Here is an 18,576-nt window from a genome sequence, read left to right as displayed (position 1 = left end):
GAGATTGCAAGCATGCAAATCACGGGCAAGACGCTGATCGAATGGGGCTTCCAGCCGGGTCGCTGGTTCCCCAACGCCATCGAAGCCGCCAATCGCATGCGCCAGGAAGGCGTGGGTGACGATGCGATCTTCGTGAAGATCCAGGAGTTCGTGCCGGCCGAGCTGTCGATGCGGACCAACAACATCCCCTACGGCGTCTTCCTCGATGCCGAGACCCAGGCCGAGCGGGACAATCTGGCTGGCGTCAACGCCCACATGGACGCCCTGATGCGGGTTCCGACGATCCTGGCCGGATCCGTGATGCCGGATGCCTGCCCGTCGGGTTCGCAGGCCGGCACGATCCCGGTCGGCGGCGTCGTCGCGACCAAGAACGCGATCCACCCCGGCTTCCACTCGGCCGACATCTGCTGCTCGATGGCGGTGTCGCTGTTCAAGCGGGAGGATGATCCGAAGCGCCTGCTCGATGCGGTGCAGGCGGTGACGCACTTCGGTCCGGTCACGCCGCAGTCGCCGCGCAAGACCGATGTCGCGGTCCCGGCCTACTGGGCCGAGGCTGACGAGAACCCCTTCCTCAAGGGCCTCGGCGACTTCGCAAAGTTCCACTTCGCCACCCAGGGTGACGGCAACCACTTCGCCTATGTCGGCAAGCTCGCATCGACCGGGCAGCTGGCGCTCGTCACCCACCACGGCTCGCGCGGTCTCGGTGCCCAGCTCTACAAGCGCGGCATCGCGGCGGCCAAGAGGCACACGGCGATCAAGGCTCCGAAGGTTCCGGGTCACAACGCCTGGATCGAGGCCGACTCCGACGAGGGTCGCGCCTACTGGAGCGCTCTGCAGTTCGTCCGGCAGTGGACCCGCGACAGCCACTACGCGATCCACGACATGGCCTCCCAGAAGCTCGGGAACGCCGTCTCGGACCGGTTCTGGAACGAGCACAACTTCGTCTTCCGCAAGACGGACGGGCTCTACTACCACGGCAAGGGTGCGACGCCGTCCTGGAAGGGCTTCTCGCCCGACGACGTCGGCTACACCCTGATCCCGCTGAACATGAGCCAGCCGATCCTGGTCACCTCGCACCGGGACAACAAGGGCTCGCTCGGGTTCGCCCCGCACGGCGCCGGCCGCAACGCCTCCAGGACGCAGCACATGCGTGAGGGTGGCGATGCGCTGAAGACCGAGCTGGCCGAGCTGCAAGCCGGCGGTCTCGACGTTCGCTCCTACTGCGGTGTCCCGGATCACTCCGAGCTGCCGTCTGCCTACAAGAACGCCAAGGCGGTCCGGTCGCAGATCGAGAAATACGACCTGGCCAAGGTCGAGGATCAGATCCTCCCCTACGGCTCGATCATGGCCGGCGACTGGGAGAAGGACGCTCCCTGGAAGGTCGCTCGGCAAGCCAAGCTCCTCGCACGCAAGGCGATCCCGGCATGATGTGGCCGTTCAAGAAGTTCCGACGCTTGATGGGTGGCGATCTGATGCCACCGCCGGCTCGGATCCCGGAAGTCCCGCTGAAGCCCCCGCCGGGGTTTCGGTTCGGGTCGAACTCGCCGAGGCTGGACTACCTCGTACACCTCGACAACGACCACCCGTACCGGCGCGCGATGCCCGGTGAGAGCCTTCGGATCTTCAAGGGTCCGATGTCTCGCGAGGTGATCGCCATGGGCATGGTGGTCGGGCGCATGGGGTCTCGCGACGAGCGGTCCCGCCACCGTGGGCCGCACGACTACCTCGACCTGACCCGCCCCGAGGGCTGGCCCGGCATCTACTTCACCAACGAGGACGGCAAGCTCGAATGGCGCTGGGCCAACGAATTCTGGCGCCACGAGGACGGCATCCTGAGCTTCAACCGCTGAAGAGGATCGAGCATGAAGACCGAAGCAGAGATCTTGGCCTGGTTGCAGGAGATCTACGTCCAGAGCCAGGATGCCCGCCAGAAGCGCATGGGCCTTAGCTACATGACGGCCGAGACCCACGATCTCGCCCGCAGCCTCTCGAACTTCCTCGGCAAGAGTGATGTGGAGCGGATCGCGGACATGGAGTCGAAGGTCGAAGCGATCGAGGCCGCCCTGGCCAACCCGATCGCGGTTCACAGGAACATGCTCACCGGCATGATCGCCAAGCCGAACGTCGAAGACGTGGTCCACCTCTACGGCAGAGAGGCTCTTTGTGGCGGTGATGCTAACCGTCGCGTCGCGGTCCTGGAGATCCAGAGCGCCCGACTCGTCGAGGAGCGCGACACCGCCGTCGATGAGCTTGCGACCCTCCGGCTCGATCTCGAAGAGGCCCAGCTCGCTCGGGTATGAAATTTGCATTTGCATGGTTGACACCGTGCAAGCATGCAAATACAACGAGGCATGGCTGCAAACGAGGTCCATGCCCCGCCTAAGGGCTTCCGAAAGGAGATCCCCGTCGGCGTCAAGTTCGACGTGGTGATCAGGCAGGAAGGTCGTTGCAGCGCATGCGGTGAGCGCCTCGGGACGTGGAAGGAGACCCAGTTCGATCACGAGCCGGCCCTCCAGTTGCGATCGTTCGACCTGGAAGCACGGGACACCGTCCCTCCGGCGAACGACCCCGAGGCGCTCTTCGCAAAGCACAAGGACTGCCACCTCGCCAAGACCACTGGTCGGCGGGGTGAGAGCAAGAAGAACGCGATCCACGGGGATGTAGCCGAGATCGCGAAACTCCGTCGCGTCACCGAAGAGCACAAGGCTTTCCAGCGTCGCCTCCTGTCGAAGGGTGATGAGGAAGAGGTCGTTGCCGCTCCCGACAAGAAGAAAAGTCGGTGGCCGAAGCGTCCATTCTCATCAGGAGGCAAACGTGCAGCACCTGCGTCGCGATCTAAAGCGCGAATTGGAAAGTTTGGTGAGGTCCAAAGAGATCGAAGACTTCAGGTTCTCGACCGGCGGCAAGCATAAGCGGGTCGAGTTCAAGAGTCGAGGGCGTTGGAATCACGTCATCTACTCTGGAACACCCGGATCCGTATTTCAGAATAACTACGTTCGGCAGGGCGTCCGGCGTAAGTTGAGGGAGATCGCAGCATGAGTGTCTGGAACAAGATCACCGAAGGCTTGGTGAAGGCCATGGTGATGGTCGCCGGCCAGTCCAACCGCGAAGAGAAGAGGCGCAAGGAGCGCCCGCGCTACCACTACATGCCCTTCGGCACCGCCGTTCACGGCAAGCGCAGCGTCGGACCCGAGCTGCGCGCCAAGATCGACGGGCTGATCGAGCGGATCAACCTGGAGACCGACAAGGACGAGCGCGAGAAGCTCGTGACCGATCTGCGCAAGCTGCCGGTCAACTTCGTCCCGGTCAAGCGCGCCGAGCTGGTCGACTACGGCCGGTACGGCGCCCTGGAGATGAAGGCCTTCAGCAAGGCCGGCGGTGGCGCGAAGGAGCTGGCGCGTGCCGCCAAGCGCCGCGCCGCCCGGCACATCGAAGCCGCCCAGCCCGCTCTCGCAGCCTGAGGACGCCATGGACAAGATCGAGATCACCGCGAGCCTTCGCAACGCCAAGTGGAACGTCGGCACCGAGGACCGTCGGTTCCTGACCGGCGACGTCATCGGCGACAAGCTGGAGCGCTGGCCGGACGGGGAGCACATCCACACGACCTACGTGCTGGAAGAGCCCGAGAAGAACGTCTTCAAGACCCGAAGCGGTCACTACTACAAGGTCATCAACTTCGACGAAGGTTGATCGAGATCAAGGCCCCTTTCACAGGGGCCTTTTTCAACTGTTCCTTCCAATCTGGAGAAGATCAACGTGAAGTTCGAGAGAGTCTACACGAAGGCAGGCCAGTCGCCCTACGCTTCGATCCCCTTCAGGAAGACGACGAGCAAGATCAGCACTGCCGGCGGCAAGTCGGTGTTCCTGATGGAGGGCGTCGAGGTTCCCCAGGGCTGGTCGCAGACTGCTGCCGACGTGCTCGCCCAGAAATACTTCCGCAAGGCCGGCGTTCCCGATCGCAGCATGCCCGTGATCGAGGACGGCGTCCCGGACTGGCTGCGTCGTCGTGAGCCGATCGGTACGGGGCTTCGCAGCTTCGGCCAGCCGCCGCTGACCTTCGGACCCGAGACCTCGGCCAAGCAGGTGTTCGACCGCCTCGCCGGCACCTGGACGTACTGGGCTTTCAAGAGCGGCTACTTCAAGCCGACGATCGAGCAGTTCGGATCGGAAGCCTGGGGTGAGCAGGCCACCGCACGCCTCGCCGAAGAGAACGCCCGCGTCTTCTACGACGAGCTTCGCTACATGCTGGCGATGCAGATGGTGGCGCCGAACTCGCCGCAGTGGTTCAACACCGGCCTGCACTGGGCCTACGGCATCGACGGCCCGGCCCAGGGGCACCACTACTTCGACCCCGAGCAGGGCAAGGTGGTGGAGTCGAAGTCGTCCTACGAGCGTCCGCAGCCGCACGCCTGCTTCATCCAGTCCGTCGCCGACGACCTGGTGAACGACGGCGGCATCATGGACCTGTGGGTCCGCGAGGCACGCCTGTTCAAGTACGGCTCGGGCACCGGCTCGAACTTCTCCTCGCTGCGCGGTGCCGGCGAGAAGCTGGCCGGTGGCGGTTCGTCCTCCGGCATGATGTCGTTCCTCAAGATCGGCGACCGGGCGGCCGGCGCGATCAAGTCGGGCGGCACGACGCGGCGCGCGGCCAAGATGGTCATCGTCGATGTCGATCACCCCGACGTCGAGGCGTTCATCGACTGGAAGGTCGAGGAAGAGCAGAAGGTCGCCGCCCTGGTGACCGGGTCCAAGATCACCAAGCACCACCTGGAGCAGATCCTGGCGTCGGTGGCTGGCGTGACCGAGGATGCGCCGTCGCTACTCAACCCGGCGGTGAACACCGAGCTGCACGCTGCGATCTCGGCCGCCCGCGTCGCGATGGTGCCGGACAGCTACATCCAGCGCGTCCTGCACATGGTCGAGCAGGGCTACCGCGACATCGACTTCCCGGTGTTCAACATCGACTGGCAGTCCCCGGCTTACGAGACGGTGTCCGGCCAGAACTCGAACAACACCGTGTCGGTGACCGACGACTTCCTCCGGGCGGTCGAGAACAACGACACCTGGAACCTCGTGTCCCGCACCGACGGAACGGTCGTTCGCTCGGTTCTGGCTGCGGATCTCTGGGAGAAGATCGCGGACGCTGCCTGGCAGTCGGCTGACCCCGGCCTGCACTTCAGCACCACGATCAACGAGTGGCACACCTGCCCGGCCGGCGGTCGGATCCGGGCGTCCAACCCGTGCTCGGAGTACCTCTTCCTCGACGACACGGCGTGCAACCTGGCCTCGATCAACCTCGTGAAGTTCCACGACCCGATCAAGGGCTTCCACGTTGCGGGCTTCAAGCACACGGTTCGCATCTGGACCGCCGTGCTCGACATCTCGGTGACCATGGCGCAGTTCCCCTCGCCGCAGATCGCCAAGCTGTCGTGGGACTACCGCACGCTGGGTCTCGGCTACGCCAACATCGGCGGGCTGCTCATGAAGATGGGCCTGCCCTACGACTCGGCAGAAGGTCGTTCGGTCGCCGCCTCCCTGGCTGCGCTGATGACCGGCCACTCCTACGAGACGTCGGCCGAGATGGCCCGTGAACTCGGGGCATTCCCGGAGTACCCGGCGAACGCCAAGTCGATGCTGCGGGTGATCGCCAACCACCGGACCGCTGCCGATGGTCACTCGGATCTCAGTGCGTACAACGGGCTGTCGATCGCCCCGGTGCCGCTCTCGGACATGACGGTCTCGTCGAAGATCGCCTACGCTGCTCGCGGAGCCTGGTACAGGGCCTACGATGAAGGCGAGAAGCACGGGTTCCGCAACGCCCAGACGACGGTGATCGCGCCCACCGGCACGATCGGCATCGTGATGGACTGCGACACCACGGGGATCGAGCCGGACTTCTCGCTGGTGAAGTTCAAGAACCTCGCTGGCGGCGGCAGCTTCCGCATGATCACCCAGGGCGTTCCCGATGCCCTGCGTGCCCTCGGCTACACGGCGAACGAGATCGCCGACGTGGTCGCCTACGCCACCGGCTCGCAGATGCTCTCGCCGGCCATCAGCGAGACTCTGTCGAAGGAGGAGTACGCTGGGATCGCCAACTCGATCCCCGGCGCCTTCCACCTGAAGTACCTCGCGGACTGGACGTCCATGGGGTTCACGAAGGAGCAGATCGAGGCCGAGAACGAGTTCACCCTCGGCACCGGTACGCTGGAAGGCGCACCGCACCTGAAGCAGGAGCACTACGCCGTGTTCGACTGCGCTTCGAAGTGCGGCGTGAAGGGAACCCGCGAGATCGTGGTCGACGGTCACATCGACATGCTGGCGGCGGTTCAGCCGTTCATCTCCGGTGCGATCTCGAAGACGATCAACATGCCCAACCGCTCGTCGGTCGAGGATGTGAAGCGGGCCTACCTGAAGTCGTGGAAGCTGGCTCTGAAGGCCAACGCGATCTACCGCGACGGCTCGAAGCTCTCCCAGCCGCTGAACTCGGCTCTGCTGTCCGACGAGGTCGACGTTCCGGCCATCGCCACAGCATCGGCCACGGTCCAGGTGCAGGAGGTGGTCAAGGTCATCGAGAAGCGGATCCGGGAGCGTGAGAAGCTGCCGAACCGCCGCACCGGCTACACCCAGAAGGCGGTGGTCGGCGGGCACAAGCTCTACGTCAAGACGGGCGAGTACCCCGATGGCCGCCTGGGCGAGATCTTCATCGACATGCACAAGGAGGGCGCAGCCTTCCGGTCGGTGATGAACGCCCTGGCCATCTCGATCTCGGTCGGCCTGCAGTACGGCGTGCCGCTCGAAGAGTTCGTCGAGGCCTTCACCTTCTTCCGCTTCGAGCCCTCCGGCATGGTCCAGGGGCACGATCGGGTGAAGTCGGCGACCTCGGTGCTCGACTTCGTGTTCCGCGACCTGGCGATCACCTACCTGGGCCGCAACGACCTGGCGCACGTCACCCCCGAGGCGTCGAGCACCACGGTCGGCAAGGTCGAGGAGCAGGCATCCCCCGAGTCGGTGGGTGGTGTCGTCGAAGAGGCTGCGCCAGTCGCCACGCCGGCCGTCGCTGCGGTGGCCGACAAGCGAGCGGAGGCTCGTTTACGGGGATACTCGGGTGACGCCTGCCCCGAGTGCTCCAACTTCACGCTGGTCCGCAACGGCACCTGCATGAAGTGCGACAGCTGCGGCAGCACGACCGGCTGTTCGTAGTCGCTGAGACGGCCCCTCATTTTTCGGAGTGAGGGGCCGAAATCACTTGCAAGCATGCAAATTGCATCGTATCCTGTGACCCAGTTCTTCGGAGAACGCCATGTCAACTTTTTCCAAGGTTCGCATCCCCACTTCCCCGAGTGAGATCAAGCGGTTGGCGCTGAATTTGCCGCCGACTGAAATCTTCATCAGCAGCGAGGTCTACAAGCATCAAGCGAAACCCTCACTTGCAACCTTCCTCACGATCGTCGAGATCGGGAAGATTTACCGCTTCACCCGCGAAATCACGATCACGAAGGAGATCGCGGATTGGCTGCTGGCAAACAACGAGTCGAACCGCACCAAGAAGAACTCGATCATCAAGGCGATCAAGGAATCGATAGCCTCGGGATTGTGGGGGCTGAACGGCGAAACAGTCATCGTATCCGATGATGGAAAGCTGAACGACGGTCAAAACAGACTGACTGCCATCTCTGAGAGCGGCAAGTCTGTCACGGCAAATGTTGCGTTCGGATACAAGCGCGAAACCCGTATGACTGTCGACTCTGCGCAGGCCGCCAGGACATCTGGAGACCTTATCAAGATGCACGATGTCAACGTGCCGCCAAACTTCAAGTCGGTTTCATCGCTCATTCTACAGTACAAGGCGAAGGACCGGTTCCCGTCTAACAACATAACGCCTGACAGAGAGAAGGTCAGCGACTTTACGATCAAGAACGTGGATGCACTTCGGTTTGTGATGGATCAAATCGACTCTACTTCCGCGAAGCTGCTGATGCCTCCGACTGTGATGGGAGCGATCTTCTACATCATCGCCGAGAAGAGCACCCAGCCCGAGGTCGAGAAGTTCATGAAATCTCTCCTGACTGGAGAGTACCTTTCCTCGTCGGATCCGATCTTCATCCTTCGCGCTCGGCTCATGCAGGAGAACAAGAAGAAGCGCAACGAATACAACGAGTACCTTGAGCTTGTAGTCCGCGCTTGGAACCACAAGAAGCTCAGCACAACCGCCAAGCGGACGGCCGTTACTGGCGTCATACCTGATCTCATTCCATAGAGCGAGGATCGAATGCAGTCTGACTTGCAAGAATTCAAACCGGACTACGATGCCATCGCAAACGCGGTGCGCGTCCTGGTCGAGCAGAGCCACGGTGCGATGGTGAAGGCCGGATGGCACACCAACATCGTGACCGGCGAGCCGCTGCTGCCGACCAAGACCATCATCAGCGAGAAGATCGCCCTCATCCACTCCGAGCTTTCGGAGGCGCTGGAGGCGAACCGCAAGAACCTGATGGACGACAAGCTGACCCACCGTGGCGGCGTCGAGGTCGAGCTGGCAGACGCGGTGCTTCGGGTGACTGACACCACCGGAGCCCTGGGTCTCAGCGAGGAAGCCGGCGCCGCTCTGGCGCTCATCCTTGCCCTTCCCCGACAGGCCGTGGCCTTCGCCATGGTGCTTCGCTCGATCGCAGAGATGGCCGCCGAGTACGGTCTCGATCTGCCGGGCGCGGTCTCGGAGAAGGCGGCGTTCAACGCCGTGCGTGAGGACCACAAGGTCGAGACGCGGCTCCTGGCGAACGGCAAGGCGTTCTGATGGGCGCCCTGTACTTCGCCTCCGGCGCTCTCGCAGCCCCGATGCTGATGAACATCAGCGCCGATCCCAGGTGGTCAGCTCTGCTGATCCCCTCCGCAATCTGCATGATCGCTGCAGCGGTCTTGGAAGACGTGAGGCGCCGATGAACCTCGTCGTCTACGTCTGCTTCGCACTGGCCGGCAGTCAGTTCCAGGACCACTGCCGCGAGGAGCTGATCACGCTCCACAACATCACGCCCCAGGCCTGCTTCATGAAGGCCCAGGAAGTGATCGCCGAGAAGGCGCCCCTCTGGGAGGGCGAACGGATCGACGGTTATCGCTGCTTCCCCCGCAACCGCCACTGAGGATCCACCATGTCCGACGAAACCCCCGAATTGGTCGACAACGAGTCGAGCGTCTCCGGCGCAGAGCTGGTCACCTTCTGCGAGCGCGCCGAGAGCGTGCAGGAAGAGATCGACGACGCTCGCGGTGCCATGAAGGATCTCCGCAACGAGCTGAAGGGCCGGGGCTTCGACCTCAAGGCCTTCACCGCCATCCTCCGGCTGCGCAAGATGGAGCGCGACCAGCGGCTCGAAGAGGAGGCCATCCTCGAACTCTACAAGCAGGCCGTCGGCCTCTGACGCCTGCAAGCATGCAAACCGCATAGGAGGATTTCATGTTCGACTGGTTACGACGTCGCAAGGAGCGACGCGAAGCGCAGACCGAGCGCTCGAAGCTGAAGACCAACGCCGACCTCAAGTCGATGCCGATCGAGCAGGTTCGCCTGCTCTACGCCGACCAGAGCGAGGAGCAGCGGCTCCGCGACCTGGCTTACCGGCGTCGGTCCGAGGAAGCCGCCACTCGCCGCCGGCAGCGCGACGAGGAGGATCGCGCCCGCCGACGTCGCGAGGAAGAGGAGTGGGCCGTCAGCCCCTCGAACCCTGCATCGGCCATCTACCTGATGCAGAACGCCGACAACATCCCGAGCAAGACCTACAGCTCGGGCGGTCACGATCGGCACCACGAGCCCACGCCGCCGCGTCACCAGGATCACTCCTACGACTACGGCCACACGTCGAAGCCGGCGGCTGAGGTCAGCCACAGCCACTCGCACACCAGCCACGACAACGGCGGCTACTCCGATGGAGGATCCGGCGGTGGCGACGGCGGTGGCGGTGGCGGCGCGGATTGAGGAGCATCACATGATCTGGGCATTCATCGCACGCACCCCCGACATCCTGCAGTTCATCGGCCTGATCGCCGTGCTCGGCCTGATGGGCATGGGCATGTGGAAGTTCATCAACCTGTTCAACCGTCTGACCGGCCGAGGTCGCCGCAGATAGTTCAACTTTTCGCTTGCACGCATGCAAATGCGATGCTAATGCAAATCAACGGCGGATCGGATGAGGGTCTGCCGCCACCCCGGAGAAATCCAATGACCAAGTTTCTGACCGTCGGCGCTGTCGTCGGCATGGCTCTGGCGCTCGGCGCCTGCAAGACCGAACTCGACTCGAAGCAGAAGGACACCGCCAACTACGGCGGCCTGCAGTTCGCCAACTCGGTGGGCGGCAAGTTCCTCAGCTGCTCGGGCACCGACTCCGACGGCGACGGCTACGTGTCCTGCACCGCGCAGGTTCCGGGCGGCGTCGAGAACCAGGGTCGACGTCTGGAGATGACGGAGATCCTCTGCTCCTACAAGGGCAACGCCGGCTGCAAGATCAAGCGCTGATCCCAGCGCTTGCAGGTATGCAATTCGCGACCGGATGAGCGGTCGCATCAATCAGGAGTGAAAATGTTGGGACGCATGTTCGAGAAGCTGATGGGCGACACCGGTCGGGCCATCCGTACCTACGCTGGCGACAAGGAGTTCCTAGCTGCCGCCGCATCGCTCGCCGCCAACGTCACCTGGGCCGACGGCGAGGTCGAGGAGAAGGAGATCAAGAAGTCCAAGCAGGTGATCTCGGCCAACCCGATCATCAAGGCCAGCTACCAGCCGTTCGAGGTCGAGAAGGCCATCAACGAGGCGCTCGATCGCGGCGAGACCCGGTCCGGCCGGATGCAGAACCAGCGCTTCATCGAGGCGATGCAGGCACGCGACCTGAAGGACCGCGAGGACGTGTTCCTGATCGGCGTGGACGTCGCTGACGTCGGCGACATCGGCGACGACGAGAAGAAGGTGCTGATGAAGGGCGCCGAGCTGCTCGGGGTCGACGGCGTGGCGCTGATGGGCTGACCGCCCTCACCCTCTGAACCTTCCTGGGGCGGCCTTCGGGCCGCCCTTCTCACATCGAGGATCCCATGACGGACATCGCATCGAAAGCAGTCCAGATCACCAACACGTTGCAGGCGCGAACAGTCGTGCCTTTCACGGGCGGCCTGATCTTCTTCCTCTACGCATTCTTCTGGCCGGAGGGCTACGGCCGCTGGCTCGGCACCATCGTGCGCGGTTTCCGCGACGTCTCCGGCTACTGAGAGGGCATCATGGACGCGACATTCTTCGCCGCCTTGTTCGGCATCATCTGGGTCGACCTTCTTCTCTCCGGCGACAACGCGATCGTCATCGCAATGGTCAGCCGGCAACTCCCCAAGGAACAGCAGCGCAAGGTCATCGTCTTCGGCACCGCTGCTGCTGTCGGACTCCGCATCGGCCTGGCGTTCATCGCCACCTGGCTCATGTCGATCTACGGACTGAGCATCGCAGCGGGCCTGTACCTGCTCTACGTGGCCATCAGCCTACTCACCCACGGTGACGACGTGACGGACGAGAAGAAGGCGGCCACGACCTTCTGGGGCGCCGTGGCGATGATCACCCTGGCAGACGTCGGCATGAGCCTCGACAACATCCTGGCCATCGCCGCCCTCGCCCACGGACACATGGTCCTTCTCGCCCTCGGCGTGCTGATCTCCATCCCCATGGTCATCGCATTCAGCGTCGGCATCTCGGCGATGATCGAGCGCTTCCCCGTCCTGAAGTGGTTCGGCGCTGCGGTTCTCGGCTGGGCGGCCGGCGGCATCATCGCTGGCGACCCGCTGCTGAAGCTGATGAGCGGCTACAACGAGCACCTCGGCCACATCCTGGCCGGCGCCGTCGGCGTCCTGATCGTCCTCGGCACCGCCTGGGTCACCAAGACCTGGGGTAAGGCAGAGGAAGACGACTACTACGAGCGCTACTTCTAGGGCTTGCAAGCATGCGAACTGGGCCACCTTCGGGTGGCCCTTTTCGTTTGCATTCTACGCTGCCACCATGCTACCAATGCAAACCAACGAGGAATCGAGATGAACGACATCCGAGAGCACGCCGGCCCCTTGGTCATCGCTCACTTCGCGAAGGGCCAGACCACCCCGATCTTCCACGTCATGGGCTCGCAAGTCCGCATGCTGGTGATCGACGAGCGTGTCACCGACCCCGAGGACCGCGTCTTCGAGATCACACGCCGCGCCCATCCGCGCGTCCTCGACGACTTGTTGTCGCCCGACGAGACGATCGCCAGCAACAGCCCGACCACGGGCGTTCCGATGCTTCCGGCCAAGCGGATGGCGTCGGCCCCGGTTCCGGTCCCGCAGCAGCCTGCCAAGCGCGAGCTGCCCTCGTACCTGAAGGTGATCAAGTGAGCCTGGCCCTCGAAGCTGTCCGCGAATTCACCAGCATCACCTTCGCGCTGTTCGTCGCGGCCGGGATGCTCAACGCCATGCTTCAGTCGGAGGACCAGCTTTGAACCACATCAGCGCAAGCATGATCGCCGACAGCATCAGCCCGAGCGGCAAGAGGATGCGGACGATCAAGATGCGCCTTCCGCGCATCATTCTGGCCGAACTGAACACCCACCGGCAGCTGTCCAAGAACACGCGATCGTCTCGCGCGGTGCCGGTCGAGACCATGATCAAGGAGGTCATGGAAGAGCCGTTCATCCCCCTTCACTGGGGTGCCGCCCAGAAGGGCATGCAGGCCTACAACGAAACCAGCGAGCGCGTCGATGTCGGGCCGGTGTTCGGCTTTCCGCATGAGTTCCCGGTGGAGAACGAGAAGGCCTGGCTCATTGGCCGCGATCTGATGGTGAAGCTCGCCGAGGGCTTCCACCAGGCCGGCTACGCGAAGCAGATCATCAACCGGCTGCTGGAGCCGTGGATGTTCGTCGACTCCCTGGTGTCGGGGACCGAGTGGGCGAACTTCCTGGCGCTCCGGGATCACCACGCGGCCGAGCCTCACATCCAGGTTGTGGCCCGTGAGGTCCGGCGTGTGTCGGACTACTCGACGCCCTACGAGGTCAAGCCCGGCGAGTGGCACCTGCCCTACGTCAAGGACTTCGAGCGCAACCTCTACCCGCTCGACGTCCTGAAGAAGCTGTCGGTCGCCCGTTGCGCTCGCATCTCATACGCTCCGTTCGACGGCAACGGGTCGGTCGAGAAGGAGATCGAGCGCTACGACCTTCTCGTTGGGTCTGCGCCGATCCACGCCAGCCCGACCGAGCACCAGGCGACGCCGGACGACACCTTCACCATCCGATCCATCGGCAGTGTCCAGTGGCTGAGACCGCGCGAGCACGGCAACCTCATCGGCTGGCGTCAGCTTCGGAAGCTCCTACCCAACGAGTGCATCCTGGAGGCGGCATGATCCTCGAAACCTTTCGGCACAACGGGCGCCCGCCGAGCAATAAGCTCGTCGAGGTGCTCCTGGAGAAGTGGGACGGAAACTCCTGGAAGATCCAGCTGGCTCGGTGGTGTGAGCACCGGGGCGTCTGGGTTCACGAGTGGTCCGGCCGACCGATCCTCGACGACATCGCCGGGTGGCGCGAAGTGACCACCTGCGGCTGCGAGGCGAAGGCGAAATCTGCCGCCTGACTTGCAGTCATGCAAAAACCGAATTCATAATGCAAACCCTGGTTTTGGAAACCCAACCAGGGGAATGCAAATGAAGAAATTGACCCTCGCCCTCATCGCCCTCCTGGCGGTGAGCCAAGCCAAAGCCGACGGCCTCGAAGCCGCTGTTGCCCGCTCTGCGATCTCGCATGGCGTTCCCCCTGCCCTCGCCCATGGCGTGGTGATGGTGGAGAGCCGCTACCGCTGCAATGTCACCGGTGGTGGTGCTCGCGGGATCATGCAGGTGAAGCCACAGACGGCCCGTGGCGTCGGTGTCGGCGGAAACCTTCACAGCTGCGCAACCGGCATCGAAGCCGGCATGCGCGTCCTTCGCCGAGCCCTCGCATCTGCCCATGGCAACTGGTGCGCAGCGGCAACCGCCTTCAACCAAGGCAGCAACCCACGAGGACGGTGCAGCGCATACGGGCGCCGCGTCCTCGGTCTTTCACGGAAGCGATGATGGCCACCAACGCCGCCGAACACCGCATCGAAGTCCTCCGGCTGTTCAAGAGCCGGGAGTGGATGGCGATCCCAGCGGAAGCGCAGGATGCAGCAAGCCACCGAGCTGTGAAGTGGCTCGTCGGCCGGGGTTGGCTCGAAGCCGATCCGGTCCGCTTCCTGACGGACTTCCGCATCACCGACACCGGCTACGATGTGCTGGCGTCGGCCGGCGGCGACGTGACGGGGTGGGGCTGATGGGCGCCCAAGCTGTACTCAATCTGCCGGCTCGTCGGCTGCTGACGCTTGCGGAATCGGCGTCCTACTGTGGCGTGACCGCCCAGGTGTTCGAGCGGACATGCCCGATACCGGCAATCTCTCTCGCGCCACCTGGGCGCGACGATCGAAGGCTGCACCGCTACGATGTTGTGCAGCTCAACGGGTGGATCGACCTCCTCAGCGGGAGGGTCGCATCCGATCCCTTCCAGAAGGACTGGCTGAAGGAGATGGACGGATGATGAAGATCGCAGGCCTGAAGCGCTTCCACGACAAGCGCGACGGCGTGACCTACAACTACCATCGCAAGAGCGGGATCAGGATCCTGGCGCCGTTTGGCACGGCAGAGTTCGCTCTGGAGTTCGACAGGATCGATCAGGCCCACAAGGCGAAGGCTTCGGTTCGCGGCACGCTCGGTCACCTCTTCGACGAGTACCGCAAGACGCCCGAGTTCAAGAACCTGAAGCCGGTGACGAAGGAGGACTACGAGCGCGTCATGGTCTGGTGCCATCGCCTCCGGCCGATGCCGACGGCGCGCATGGACTCGGCCCTCGTGACCGGCCTGCGCAATCGAGCCTTCGACGAGCACAAGCGCCGGTTCGCCAACTACGTCGTCCAGGTGATCTCGCGCGTGTTCAACGTCGGCAAGGGCCTGGGGCTCACCACTATCAACCCGGCGACGTCGGTGGACAAGATCCGCAAGCCGACCGGTGAGCGCCATCGCAACCGGCCTTGGACGTCCGCAGAGCGCGAGGCGATGCTGGAAGCCGCTCCGATCCAGCTCAAGGCCCCTCTCGCCTTCATGCGCTACCTCGGCGCCCGCCTGGGCGATGTCCGGCGGATGGAGAACTCATCCTACGAGGATGGCATGATCTCCTTCGTCACCGGCAAGGGCGACGTCGAGGTCACGGTGCCCTGCCCCGAGCCGCTGGCCGAGATCCTCGATCAGCGCCTTCCGCATCCGAAGTTCATGTTCGTGTCGACCGATGGTCCCTGGACCGAAGGCGGCTGGAACGCCTCGTTCCGAAAGCTGCGCGCGAGGCTGGAGCTGGCCGGCAAGGTGAAGCCGGGCCTCACGGCTCACGGCCTTCGACACTCGGTTGCGACCGACCTTCGTGAGATCGGAAAGACCGATCGGGAGATCGCCGACATCCTGGGTCAGCGCACCACATACGCTACGCCGACGTACCATCGCACCGCCGACATGAAGCGCTCGAATGCAAAAGTGCTTGCGGATCTCCATGGATCGGGCAAAGGTCGTTCCAAGCAAACGGCCGAGCCCGAGTTGGCGTGAATAACAGGGGCTGATTTCCCAGCTCATTTGCGGAAAAAGCCCTTTAGGTTCAGTGGACACCCAGACACATTTTTTCGACCTAAGTCATTGAAATCATTGGGATCAACAGAGGCCTCTGACTCCTCTGGTCCTGGTTCGAATCCAGGTCCCCCAGCCACTTGGTAACACTCAACTTTTTCGAATTAGCCGCTAGAACGTAACGGCACGGTCGGGTGCTTGGTCGGGAGAATGTGTTCTCCTTTCGAGCTTTTCGATCGCGGCGAGCGCGAGCTTCGGATCCCGGTTGAAGTAGTGAGCGTCGAGGATCGAGCGCACATCCGACAGGCTGTGGCCGGTCAGCGTCGCGATTTCCGGCACTGTGCAACCGGCCAGCGCCAATCGCGTCACGGCAGTCCCGCGCAGGTCGTGGAAGGTGACGCCTTGGATTCCGACCTTCCTGGCCGCCTTTCCCCAGGACGACTAGAATCCATCGCTGGTCCAGGGACGGCCTTCCGAGTTCAGCACGATGATTGGGCTGTGCCGCGGCGTCGCGTCGAGGGCCGCCTTCAGGATGGCGCTGACCGGAATCACCACCCGGACCTTCGTCTTGCTCTGCCGCAACCGAATCGCTTTGCCGTCGTAGGCCGTGATCGGTCCCCACGAGGTGGTCCAAGGGTAAAGTTATACCAATCCTCACTGATTAGAACTCATGGGCCCAGGCGCGCAGTCCGATCGACATGATGCGCCAGGGGCGGTCGATGAGGGTATTCCAGGCGTCGCAGCAGTGGTCGAGGATGTCGGCGTAGGATGTGAAGACGCGGTTGCCGAGCCAGTCGTCACGCATGAACTGCCACAGGTTCTTCACGGGGCTGAGTTCGGGGTTGAGTTCGGGGGAGCGGGCGGGCAGCGGCAGCAGCGTGATGTTGGCGGGCACAGCGAGCTTCGTGGTCGTGTGCCAGCCGGCTTGATCGAGCCGCAGGACGGCATGCGCGCCGGGGGCGACAGCCTGGGCGATCTCTTCGAGGTGCAGAGCCATCGCTTCGTGATCCTCCCCCGGTTCCACGGACACGGGGTTTAGCTCGCGTTCCGTTCGGCTTGCTCGGGTGTGATGTATCCGAGGGCCGAGTGGATGCGCTGCCGATTGTAGTAGCCCTCGATGTAGGCGAACAAGTCGCGTCGGGCCTCGTCCCGGGTCGCCCATCGTCTCTGGTGGACGAGTTCGACCTTGAGCGTGTGGAAGAAGCTCTCCATCGGGGCGTTATCGTAGCAGCAGCCTGTCCGGCTCATGGAGGGCGTCGCCTTCATGTCGGCGAGCTGCGCTCTGTAGGCCTCGGCGGCGTACTGGCTGCCGCGATCCGAGTGACAGATGAGGCCGGCCCCCGGTCGCTGCCGTTGGGTGGCCATCATCAGGGCGGCCGAGGTCAGCTCGGTCCGCATGTGCTCGCGCATGGACCAGCCGACGATCTTGCGGGTGGCGAGATCGAGGACGGCGGCCAGGTAAAGCCAGCCCTCTCCGGTCGGCAGGTAGGTGATGTCCGCCAGCCAGACCGTGTTGGGTAGCGCGGCCGAGAACTGCTGCTTCAGGAGGTTGGGCGCGATCGGCAGATCGTGACGGCTGTCGGTCGTGCAGGGCCGGTATCGACGTCCTGCCAGGGCTCGGATGCCATGACGGCGCATCAGGCGCTCCACCCGCCCACGACTGGTCGTTCGCCCCTCTGCGCACAGGACGGCATGGACCCGAGGCGAGCCGTAGCGCTTCTGATGCCCGACATGGATTCGGCGGACGTCGTCGAGAAGGCGACGGTTGGACGCCGACCTCGCACTCTCGGGACGGGATCGCCAGTCGTAGTCGCCGCTGTGAGAGACTTCGAGCACGCGGCACATGAGACGCACCGGCCAGGTGCTCGCATGCTGCTCGATGAAGGCGAACGTCACTTGGGCATCTCCGCGAAGATGCCGATCGCTTTTTTTAGGACGTCGCGCTCCATGCGCGTCCGGTCGAGTTCACGCCGCAGACGGGCGATCTCGGCCGCTTGGTCGGAGGGGGAAGCCACCGGGCTCGCGGATGCGGCGCCTGGTGAACCTGCTGCCCGCGGCGGCAGGGAGCCACCCATCAGCCCCGTGCGCCACTGCCTCAGCATCGAGGGTTGGATCCCGAGTTCGGCCGCGATCTGCATCTGCGGGCGGCCGCTGCTCTCCAGCAGCGCTACCGCCTCGCGTTTGAACTCTGGGGTGAACTCGCGTCTCGTCTTGGCCATCAAACACCTTCCCCGCCCGCAAGGAGCGTATCAGAGGTGTCCGTGGAACCGGGGGAGGATCAGATGGCGCGGCCGTACATGGCGCGCTTCAAGAGCTTGAGACGCGTGATCTGCCCTTCAGCCTGTCCACTGCTCCAAGGGAGTGTCAGCGCGGACCGAACGGCGTCTCCGTCCTGACCGAGGCTGGCAGCGAAGTTCTCGACGATGCGGACGCCGCAGTTTTGGGCGTCGCCCAGCCATTCATCGAACGCCGTGACATCCGATCTTCCCGATGGCGGCGTATGACAGCGGCTCCGGACGATCCGGCAGAAGCGGCGACCGAGATCGACGACCTTGGCCGCCTCGGGATCCTGCAGGACACGCGCGACGACCGCGGCTGCCTCGGGGGCGAGGTCTTCGGGCTCACGCAAGAGATACCAGGACAGTTGCTTGGATGAGGCCAGGGGTGATGCGGTGGAGATCGCAACACGGATGTCAGCCGGTGCTGGCGACGACCGGATGGTCGTTCCGGCCGAGCCTGCGCGCCGCTCGGATAACCAGCGACGCACCTGCTTCGCGGTGCCGGCAAATCCGACTGATCGGCCCCCACGAGGTGGTCCAAGGGTAAAGTTAGTGCACGGTGGGCCGCTCCGCCACGGGTAGCTTGGCCGGCGGAGCTGGTCTGGCGAGCGCAGCCGGCCAAGCGGAGAAGGCTGGCATGAA

Annotated in this window: 26 protein-coding genes and 2 pseudogenes; 23 read left to right on the top strand and 5 right to left on the bottom strand. The window is 63.8% G+C overall.

Annotated elements, in window-relative coordinates; genetic code table 11:
* Positions 1-12 precede the first annotated feature (12 nt).
* The 23 genes from FV229_RS04540 to FV229_RS04435 all read left to right on the top strand — a co-directional run bounded on the left by FV229_RS04540 (position 13) and on the right by FV229_RS04435 (position 15,637).
* Entirely contained in the window at positions 13-1,428 is a 1,416-nt protein-coding gene (locus tag FV229_RS04540; protein ID WP_187275057.1) for an RtcB family protein, read from the top strand.
* A 44-nt stretch (positions 1,429-1,472) separates the two neighbouring features.
* Positions 1,473-1,850, top strand: a complete 378-nt coding sequence (locus FV229_RS04535) for a hypothetical protein (RefSeq protein WP_147750811.1) — start codon at positions 1,473-1,475, stop codon at positions 1,848-1,850.
* A 12-nt stretch (positions 1,851-1,862) separates the two neighbouring features.
* Complete coding sequence (locus FV229_RS04530; RefSeq protein WP_147750810.1) at positions 1,863-2,300, top strand: hypothetical protein; 438 nt, start codon at positions 1,863-1,865, stop codon at positions 2,298-2,300.
* A gap of 51 nt (positions 2,301-2,351) precedes the next feature.
* Positions 2,352-2,912, top strand: coding sequence for a hypothetical protein (locus FV229_RS04525; RefSeq protein ID WP_147750809.1), 561 nt, complete (start codon positions 2,352-2,354; stop codon positions 2,910-2,912).
* Between the two features lie 123 nt (positions 2,913-3,035).
* Entirely contained in the window at positions 3,036-3,461 is a 426-nt protein-coding gene (locus FV229_RS04520) for a hypothetical protein (RefSeq protein ID WP_147750808.1), read from the top strand.
* A gap of 7 nt (positions 3,462-3,468) precedes the next feature.
* Positions 3,469-3,690 (top strand): hypothetical protein, encoded by a 222-nt coding sequence (locus tag FV229_RS04515; protein WP_147750807.1) that lies wholly within the window; start codon positions 3,469-3,471, stop codon positions 3,688-3,690.
* A 66-nt stretch (positions 3,691-3,756) separates the two neighbouring features.
* Positions 3,757-7,200, top strand: a complete 3,444-nt coding sequence (locus tag FV229_RS04510) for an adenosylcobalamin-dependent ribonucleoside-diphosphate reductase (RefSeq protein ID WP_147750806.1) — start codon at positions 3,757-3,759, stop codon at positions 7,198-7,200.
* 100 nt (positions 7,201-7,300) lie between these two features.
* A complete protein-coding gene (locus FV229_RS04505) occupies positions 7,301-8,257 on the top strand; it encodes a hypothetical protein (protein ID WP_147750805.1) in 957 nt (318 codons plus the stop codon).
* A gap of 24 nt (positions 8,258-8,281) precedes the next feature.
* Positions 8,282-8,794, top strand: a complete 513-nt coding sequence (locus FV229_RS04500) for a hypothetical protein (protein ID WP_147750804.1) — start codon at positions 8,282-8,284, stop codon at positions 8,792-8,794.
* Between the two features lie 142 nt (positions 8,795-8,936).
* Positions 8,937-9,137 carry a hypothetical protein gene (locus FV229_RS04495; RefSeq protein WP_147750803.1) on the top strand — a complete coding sequence of 67 codons (201 nt, stop codon included), beginning with the start codon at positions 8,937-8,939 and terminating at the stop codon, positions 9,135-9,137.
* Positions 9,138-9,146: 9 nt separating this feature from the next.
* Positions 9,147-9,413: a GapR family DNA-binding domain-containing protein gene (locus tag FV229_RS04490; protein WP_147750802.1), complete on the top strand. Its 267-nt coding sequence runs from the start codon at positions 9,147-9,149 to the stop codon at positions 9,411-9,413.
* Between the two features lie 35 nt (positions 9,414-9,448).
* A complete protein-coding gene (locus FV229_RS04485; RefSeq protein ID WP_147750801.1) occupies positions 9,449-9,964 on the top strand; it encodes a hypothetical protein in 516 nt (171 codons plus the stop codon).
* On the top strand, positions 9,930-10,115 hold the full coding sequence (locus tag FV229_RS04480; protein WP_147750800.1) for a hypothetical protein: 186 nt from the start codon (positions 9,930-9,932) through the stop codon (positions 10,113-10,115). The genes FV229_RS04485 and FV229_RS04480 overlap by 35 nt, the downstream gene beginning before the upstream one ends.
* 92 nt (positions 10,116-10,207) lie before the next feature.
* A complete protein-coding gene (locus FV229_RS04475) occupies positions 10,208-10,501 on the top strand; it encodes a hypothetical protein (RefSeq protein ID WP_147750799.1) in 294 nt (97 codons plus the stop codon).
* A gap of 63 nt (positions 10,502-10,564) precedes the next feature.
* Complete coding sequence (locus FV229_RS04470) at positions 10,565-11,005, top strand: TerB family tellurite resistance protein (protein WP_246688048.1); 441 nt, start codon at positions 10,565-10,567, stop codon at positions 11,003-11,005.
* Between the two features lie 65 nt (positions 11,006-11,070).
* Positions 11,071-11,244, top strand: a complete 174-nt coding sequence (locus FV229_RS27240) for a hypothetical protein (RefSeq protein WP_187275055.1) — start codon at positions 11,071-11,073, stop codon at positions 11,242-11,244.
* 9 nt (positions 11,245-11,253) lie between these two features.
* On the top strand, positions 11,254-11,949 hold the full coding sequence (locus tag FV229_RS04465) for a TerC family protein (protein ID WP_147750798.1): 696 nt from the start codon (positions 11,254-11,256) through the stop codon (positions 11,947-11,949).
* 99 nt (positions 11,950-12,048) lie between these two features.
* The gene (locus FV229_RS04460; RefSeq protein WP_147750797.1) at positions 12,049-12,384 is read left to right on the top strand and encodes a hypothetical protein; all 336 of its coding nucleotides are present in this window, start codon (positions 12,049-12,051) and stop codon (positions 12,382-12,384) included.
* 100 nt (positions 12,385-12,484) lie between these two features.
* A complete protein-coding gene (locus FV229_RS04455) occupies positions 12,485-13,384 on the top strand; it encodes a hypothetical protein (protein WP_210246583.1) in 900 nt (299 codons plus the stop codon).
* A complete protein-coding gene (locus FV229_RS04450) occupies positions 13,381-13,611 on the top strand; it encodes a hypothetical protein (protein WP_147750796.1) in 231 nt (76 codons plus the stop codon). Before FV229_RS04455 ends, FV229_RS04450 begins: the two co-directional genes overlap by 4 nt.
* 70 nt (positions 13,612-13,681) lie before the next feature.
* The gene (locus tag FV229_RS04445; protein ID WP_187275054.1) at positions 13,682-14,089 is read left to right on the top strand and encodes a lytic transglycosylase domain-containing protein; all 408 of its coding nucleotides are present in this window, start codon (positions 13,682-13,684) and stop codon (positions 14,087-14,089) included.
* The gene (locus tag FV229_RS04440; RefSeq protein ID WP_147750794.1) at positions 14,086-14,325 is read left to right on the top strand and encodes a hypothetical protein; all 240 of its coding nucleotides are present in this window, start codon (positions 14,086-14,088) and stop codon (positions 14,323-14,325) included. Before FV229_RS04445 ends, FV229_RS04440 begins: the two co-directional genes overlap by 4 nt.
* 100 nt (positions 14,326-14,425) lie before the next feature.
* The gene (locus tag FV229_RS04435) at positions 14,426-15,637 is read left to right on the top strand and encodes a tyrosine-type recombinase/integrase (protein WP_147750793.1); all 1,212 of its coding nucleotides are present in this window, start codon (positions 14,426-14,428) and stop codon (positions 15,635-15,637) included.
* A gap of 189 nt (positions 15,638-15,826) precedes the next feature.
* Here FV229_RS04435 and FV229_RS27235 read toward each other — a convergent pair whose 3' ends face one another.
* The 5 genes and pseudogenes from FV229_RS27235 to FV229_RS04415 form a co-directional block, all read right to left on the bottom strand.
* On the bottom strand, positions 15,827-16,024 hold the full coding sequence (locus tag FV229_RS27235) for a hypothetical protein (protein ID WP_187275053.1): 198 nt from the start codon (positions 16,022-16,024) through the stop codon (positions 15,827-15,829).
* 72 nt (positions 16,025-16,096) lie between these two features.
* Positions 16,097-16,237, bottom strand: coding sequence for a hypothetical protein (locus FV229_RS27230; RefSeq protein WP_187275052.1), 141 nt, complete (start codon positions 16,235-16,237; stop codon positions 16,097-16,099).
* Positions 16,238-16,316: 79 nt separating this feature from the next.
* Positions 16,317-16,658 (bottom strand): annotated as a pseudogene (locus FV229_RS04425) (transposase); the annotation flags it as partial.
* A gap of 32 nt (positions 16,659-16,690) precedes the next feature.
* Positions 16,691-17,874 (bottom strand): IS3 family transposase gene (locus FV229_RS04420; RefSeq protein WP_147750792.1). Its coding sequence is split into 2 segments (ribosomal slippage): positions 16,691-17,577 and positions 17,577-17,874, totalling 1,185 coding nucleotides; the frame shifts between segments, so codons are not numbered across the junction.
* Positions 17,875-17,933: 59 nt separating this feature from the next.
* Positions 17,934-18,446: pseudogene (locus FV229_RS04415) on the bottom strand (transposase); the annotation flags it as partial.
* Between the last annotated feature and the right edge of the window lie 130 nt (positions 18,447-18,576).

The sequence above is a fragment of the Methylobacterium sp. WL120 genome, assembly GCF_008039465.1.
Taxonomy (GTDB): Bacteria; Pseudomonadota; Alphaproteobacteria; order Rhizobiales; family Beijerinckiaceae; genus Methylobacterium; species Methylobacterium cerastii.
Note: the sequence above shows the minus strand (reverse complement) of the source record. Positions and strands in the feature narration are given on the sequence as shown.

What these genes read in the sequence shown, in the direction of transcription:
- FV229_RS04540 (WP_187275057.1), top strand. Translation starts at nt 13, where the DNA reads ATGCAAATCACGGGCAAGACGCTGATCGAATGGGGCTTCCAGCCGGGT.
- FV229_RS04535 (WP_147750811.1), top strand. Translation starts at nt 1,473, where the DNA reads ATGCCACCGCCGGCTCGGATCCCGGAAGTCCCGCTGAAGCCCCCGCCG.
- FV229_RS04530 (WP_147750810.1), top strand. Translation starts at nt 1,863, where the DNA reads ATGAAGACCGAAGCAGAGATCTTGGCCTGGTTGCAGGAGATCTACGTC.
- FV229_RS04525 (WP_147750809.1), top strand. Translation starts at nt 2,352, where the DNA reads ATGGCTGCAAACGAGGTCCATGCCCCGCCTAAGGGCTTCCGAAAGGAG.
- FV229_RS04520 (WP_147750808.1), top strand. Translation starts at nt 3,036, where the DNA reads ATGAGTGTCTGGAACAAGATCACCGAAGGCTTGGTGAAGGCCATGGTG.
- FV229_RS04515 (WP_147750807.1), top strand. Translation starts at nt 3,469, where the DNA reads ATGGACAAGATCGAGATCACCGCGAGCCTTCGCAACGCCAAGTGGAAC.
- FV229_RS04505 (WP_147750805.1), top strand. Translation starts at nt 7,301, where the DNA reads ATGTCAACTTTTTCCAAGGTTCGCATCCCCACTTCCCCGAGTGAGATC.
- FV229_RS04495 (WP_147750803.1), top strand. Translation starts at nt 8,937, where the DNA reads ATGAACCTCGTCGTCTACGTCTGCTTCGCACTGGCCGGCAGTCAGTTC.
- FV229_RS04490 (WP_147750802.1), top strand. Translation starts at nt 9,147, where the DNA reads ATGTCCGACGAAACCCCCGAATTGGTCGACAACGAGTCGAGCGTCTCC.
- FV229_RS04485 (WP_147750801.1), top strand. Translation starts at nt 9,449, where the DNA reads ATGTTCGACTGGTTACGACGTCGCAAGGAGCGACGCGAAGCGCAGACC.
- FV229_RS04475 (WP_147750799.1), top strand. Translation starts at nt 10,208, where the DNA reads ATGACCAAGTTTCTGACCGTCGGCGCTGTCGTCGGCATGGCTCTGGCG.
- FV229_RS04470 (WP_246688048.1), top strand. Translation starts at nt 10,565, where the DNA reads ATGTTGGGACGCATGTTCGAGAAGCTGATGGGCGACACCGGTCGGGCC.
- FV229_RS27240 (WP_187275055.1), top strand. Translation starts at nt 11,071, where the DNA reads ATGACGGACATCGCATCGAAAGCAGTCCAGATCACCAACACGTTGCAG.
- FV229_RS04465 (WP_147750798.1), top strand. Translation starts at nt 11,254, where the DNA reads ATGGACGCGACATTCTTCGCCGCCTTGTTCGGCATCATCTGGGTCGAC.
- FV229_RS04460 (WP_147750797.1), top strand. Translation starts at nt 12,049, where the DNA reads ATGAACGACATCCGAGAGCACGCCGGCCCCTTGGTCATCGCTCACTTC.
- FV229_RS04450 (WP_147750796.1), top strand. Translation starts at nt 13,381, where the DNA reads ATGATCCTCGAAACCTTTCGGCACAACGGGCGCCCGCCGAGCAATAAG.
- FV229_RS04445 (WP_187275054.1), top strand. Translation starts at nt 13,682, where the DNA reads ATGAAGAAATTGACCCTCGCCCTCATCGCCCTCCTGGCGGTGAGCCAA.
- FV229_RS04440 (WP_147750794.1), top strand. Translation starts at nt 14,086, where the DNA reads ATGATGGCCACCAACGCCGCCGAACACCGCATCGAAGTCCTCCGGCTG.
- FV229_RS04435 (WP_147750793.1), top strand. Translation starts at nt 14,426, where the DNA reads ATGCCCGATACCGGCAATCTCTCTCGCGCCACCTGGGCGCGACGATCG.